This is a genomic window from Sphingomonas sp. FW306-1B-B10E, assembly GCF_058782005.1.
This window is the reverse complement of sequence record NZ_JBYSXG010000016.1, coordinates 2,439-7,219: the sequence shown is the minus strand read 5'-3', so window position 1 is coordinate 7,219 and position 4,781 is coordinate 2,439. Positions and strand designations below refer to the sequence as shown.

Genomic DNA, 4,781 nt, shown 5'->3' with positions numbered 1-4,781 from the left:
CCCCCCCCCCCCCCCCCCGCGGCTGCTGCGCAGCCGCACCCCCTCACCCAGCTCCGACTAAGGCCCGCTGAAGAAGCTGACCTAAGTCTGCGCAACCCTCTCCCCCTTGCAGGGGGCGAGGGAGTGAAAGGAAAGACAAGAGGCGCCGCCCTCGCGAGCGACGCCTCCCCTCTCCGTATCGCGGAAAGGCGGGCTTAGAGCCCCTTGATCTTGGTCAGGTGTGCCTGGACGACCTTTTCGGCCTCGCCTGCGAACTTCTTGAGTTCGGGAACGTCGCCGGTCGCAGCATAAGCCTTGACCAGCTTGAGCGCCTTTTCGTGCGCCGCGACCTGCTGGGCCTTGTACGCCGTGTCGAACGCGGCGCCGTCGGCCTTGCGCAGCGCCTCGAGCCCGGCTTCCTGATCGACGTTGAGCGCCGGGTTCGGCGCGATCGCCGGGCTCGCCTTGGCGCCCGCGGCCTTGAGCTTCTCGGTCGAGGCATTGTGGTGCTCGACCATCAGCTTGCCGAAATCCTTGAGGCCCTGCGCCTGCGCCTTATCCTGCGCGAGCTTGCCTGCCTCGACTTCGTAATAGTCGCTGGCACCGACGTCGTTGGCGAACTTCTGCGCCGGCGACGCGGCGGCATCGGCCGCGACGACATTGTCGCCGGTGGCGTTGGCGTCGGCAGGCACCTCGGCACCGTTGTCGACCGTGGTCGTGCTCGTCGTCGTATTGGTGGTGTCGTGGCCGCCGCCGCACGCGGCGAGCGCAAGCGCCGGGGCGAGCCCCAGGATCAGATGGTGCTTCTTCATGGCAAGGCGTCCTCCTCGGGGTGGCTCAACGCAGCCCCGCAAGGTCCGTTCCGTTCTCTTAACGAGACGAGGTTCCCGCGCTCAGGCCGCGCGCAGCTCGCGCAGGAACGCCGCCAGCTCGTCCGATAGCGCCCCCGCCCCCTGCTGCAGCTGCGCCGCGATGCCGCGCATCCCGCTGACGCTCGCCGTCGCCACATCGGAGGTCTCGCTGATCGCCTCGACATCGTGGCGGATCGCATTGCTGGCGCCCACCGCCTCCTCGACGTTGCGCGCGATAGTCCGCGTCGCGTCTTCCTGCGCGACCACCGCCGCCTGCACGCCCGCGGCGAGATCGACCATCGCGGCGATCGCGTCCTCGACCTGCTCGCAGCCGAGCGTGACCTCGTCGATCCCGCGCCGGATCTCGTCGACATGCGACGCGATCCTGCCCGCGGCGAGCCCCGTCTGGTTCGACAGCTGCTTGACTTCATTGGCGACGACGGTGAAGCCGCGCCCCGCCTCGCCCGCGCGCGCCGCCTCGATCGTGGCATTGAGCGCGAGCAGGTTCACCTGCCCGGCAATGTCGGTGATCAGCTCGATTACCGAGTCGATCGTCTGCGCGGTACGGCCCAGCTCGCGGGTCCGCGCGCTGCCGGCACGGACCAGCGCCGAGACCTGGCTGGCGGCGCGCTCGGCCGCCTCGGTATCGCCCTCGACACGCTCGAGCGCCTGGGCGAGCTCGCGCCCGCGCGCGGCGATCTCGCGCATATTGTCGCTGGTCTGCGAGGCCGCCGAGGCGACCGCGACCGCGCGGCTGCCGACTTCGGCGGCGCGATCGGCGCTCGACGCCGCGCTGCCCTGCACTTGCGCCGACAAGTCGCCGAGCGCGCGGGCGAGCGAGGCGACCTGTCCCTCGAAGCGTTCGCTGGCGCGCTCGATCCGCTCGGCGCGCGCTACGCGAGTGGCGGCGGTGCTGCGCTCATACTCGGCGGCGAGGTGGAGCAGGCGGCGATTGCCGATCACCGCCGCCAGCCGGCCGTTCCGGGTGAGGATCATACCCTCGCTGCCATTGGCGGCGCGATAGGTGCGGATCAGCGTGCCGACATCGGCGGCGATCTCGGCCACCGGGCACGGCCGGACGTGGCGCACCACGCCGTGCCCGAAATAGGGGTTGCGCAGCAGCGCATGGCCGAACGGATTGAGCAGCAGCCGCCGCACGTCCTTCTCGAAGATCGCGCCGATCGGGCGGTGCGCGGCGTCGACCACAGGCATCAGCCGCAGGTCGATGTCCGAATTGAACTGCTCGACTGCCTTGAACAGCGAATCGTCGAGCGTCAGCCAGGGCGGATCGGCTTCGATGCCGGTGAGCCAGCCCGGATTCGGGTCCGACTGCAGGGGAAGTTGTGCGACCTTCATGCCCCCGGCACTAGGGCGCCGTTGGTAAAGACCAACTTCACAGTTGATTACACTGGCGTGACAATCCCTGTTTTTTCGCAGTTGCAGCGAACGCACGCTGGGCGTAGAGGCGCGGCCGTGACGGGTGTCCCCGACAGGGGATGAAAATGGGAACTCGGTTCGAACCCGAGGCTGCCCCCGCAACTGTAACCGGCGAGCGTACGCGTCATCATGCCACTGGAGTTTCTTCCGGGAAGGCGGCGCACACGTAATGACCCGGGAGCCAGGAGACCTGCCCGCCACAGTCGATTCCTTTGCGCGGGCGGGGTGCACCGGGCGAACGAGGGCATGCCCCTCGCGTGAGCGACACCGTTAACCGGGTCGCCGCGCCATTTCGGCGAGACGACCCCAGATGAAGGTGTCTTTGCCGTGACCAAGTTCAAGCTGTTTCTCTTCGCCTCCGCCGCGCTGCTGCCGGCCGCGGCGCATGCCCAGGCGGGCGACGACGAGGTCGTCGTCGTCGCCTCGGGCGTCGAGCAGGAGGCCGAGACCACCGGCCGCTCGATCACCGTGCTCGACCGCGCGACGATCGAGACGCGCCAGACCGTCTCGCTGGCCGACCTGCTCGCCACCACCGCCGGAATCACCTCGACGCGCAACGGCGGCCCCGGCGGCGTCACTGCGGTGCGCATCCGTGGTGCCGAGGACGCGCAGACGCTCGTGCTGATCGACGGGGTGCGCGCCAACGATCCTTCCGCTCCGGCTGGAGCCTTCGACTTCGGCAATGCGCTTACCAGCGCGATCCAGCGCGTCGAAGTGCTGCGCGGCCCCAATTCGGTGATCTGGGGAAGCCAGGCGCTGGGCGGGGTCGTCAATATCGTCACTCAGGCGCCGGTCGATGGCGTCACTGCGCGCGCCAATGCCGAATATGGCTATGCCGACCAGGTCTCGGCCAACGCTGCCGTCGCGGCCGGTAACGACACGCTGCAAGGTGCGCTGACCGGCGGCTATTTCCGCACCGACGGCGTCTCGCAGGCTGCGGTCGGCACCGAGGCCGACGGTTATCGCCAATATAATGCCAGCGGCCGGCTTCGCGCCGAATTCGCGCCGGGCTTTGGCGTCGACCTGCGCGGCTACTACGCCAATTCGCGGCTCGAGATCGACGGCTTCCCTGCCCCGGCCTACAGCTTCGCCGATACCGCGGAATATACGACCGCGCAGGAGCTGTACGGCTATGCGGGGCTGTTCGCCAATTTCGGTCCGCTGTCGAACCGCGTCGCCTTCACCATGGCCGACATCAACCGCGATGGCTACGACCCGGAGAATGTCGGCGCCGACCCGGCCTATCTCTATCGCGGCCGCAGCGAGCGCTACGAATATCGTGGGGATGCCGCGCTCGCCGACCAGCTTCGCGTCACCTTCGGCGCCGAGCGCGAAAATCTGCGCTTCTACGACGGCAGCGACACCTATCGCGCCGACATCACCAGCTTCTACGGGCAGGCGATCGTCACCCCGGTCGCGCCGGTGACGCTCACCGCGGGCGTGCGCAACGACGATCACAGCCGCTTCGGAAGCTATACGACTTGGGGCGCCAGCGCCGCGGTCAAGCCATTCGAGAGCACGCTGCTGCGTGCCAGCTATGGCGAGGCTTTCAAGGCGCCGACGCTCTATCAGCTGTTCGCGCCCTTCTACGGCACCGACACGCTCCAGCCCGAGACTGCGAAGAACTGGGAAGCCGGGATCGAGCAGCGTGCGCTCGGCGGCGCGGCGAAGCTGGGCGTGACGTGGTTCCACCGCGACACCCGCAACCAGATCGACTTCGATCTGGTGAGCTTCACCTACGCCAACATCGCGCGCACCCGCGCAGAAGGCCTCGAAGTCGAGCTCGCGCTGCGGCCGGTCGAGGCGTTTACCGTCACCGCCAACTACACCTATACCGACACCGAGAACCGCTCGGAGGGCTATGAAGGCAACCAGCTGGCACGCCGCCCGCGCGACACCGCCAGCCTGTCCGCCGATTACCGCCTGCCGTTCGGGCTTTCGCTCGGGGGGACGGTGACGATCGTCGGGGACAGCTTCAACGACGCCGGCAACTTCACCCGGCTCGACGGCTTCGCGCTCGGCAGCATCCGCGCCGAGATGCCGATCGGTGAACGCTTCGCGGTTTATGGCCGGGTCGAGAACGTCACCGACGAGAAGTACCAGGTCGTCTCGGGATACGGCACCTATGGCCGCGCGGCCTATGCCGGCGTGCGGCTGAAGTTCGACTGATGCCCGCTTCCTTCTTCGTCACCCCGGACGTGTTCCGGGGCCCACCGTGCAACAACGAGAAGGCGGCGCTGCTCCAGCTGGAACCGCGACCCACCTCCCCTGCTGCACGGTGGATGCCGGACCAAGTCCGGCATGACGACAAAGGAGCAATCGGATGAGACGCGCCGCGCTCCTCTGCCTGCTGGCGGCAGGATGCGCGGCGCAGCCGTCGTCGCATGGGGGCGGGATCGTGTCGCTTAACCCATGCGCCGATGCGATGCTGGTCGACCTGGTCCCGCCCGGCCGCATCGCTGCTCTCAGCCATTATTCGCGCGATCCCGGCGCGGCCTCGATCCCGATCGAGGT

Annotated in this window: 3 protein-coding genes, 1 pseudogene and 1 riboswitch; of the genes and pseudogenes, 2 read left to right on the top strand and 2 right to left on the bottom strand. The window is 68.4% G+C overall.

Annotated features, from left to right (window positions below):
• Positions 1-194: 194 nt before the first annotated feature.
• Positions 195-791, bottom strand: coding sequence for a DUF4142 domain-containing protein (locus AC3WJI_RS08315; protein ID WP_492756794.1), 597 nt, complete (start codon positions 789-791; stop codon positions 195-197).
• 81 nt (positions 792-872) lie between these two features.
• A complete protein-coding gene (locus AC3WJI_RS08310; protein WP_492756793.1) occupies positions 873-2,186 on the bottom strand; it encodes a methyl-accepting chemotaxis protein in 1,314 nt (437 codons plus the stop codon).
• Between the two features lie 105 nt (positions 2,187-2,291).
• A riboswitch (cobalamin riboswitch) is annotated at positions 2,292-2,479 on the top strand.
• Positions 2,480-2,594: 115 nt separating this feature from the next.
• On the opposite strand from AC3WJI_RS08310, the gene AC3WJI_RS08305 reads away from it, so the two are divergent.
• Both AC3WJI_RS08305 and AC3WJI_RS08300 read left to right on the top strand, forming a co-directional pair.
• Complete coding sequence (locus AC3WJI_RS08305; RefSeq protein WP_492756792.1) at positions 2,595-4,436, top strand: TonB-dependent receptor plug domain-containing protein; 1,842 nt, start codon at positions 2,595-2,597, stop codon at positions 4,434-4,436.
• A 154-nt stretch (positions 4,437-4,590) separates the two neighbouring features.
• Positions 4,591-4,781 (top strand): annotated as a pseudogene (locus tag AC3WJI_RS08300) (ABC transporter substrate-binding protein); the annotation flags it as partial.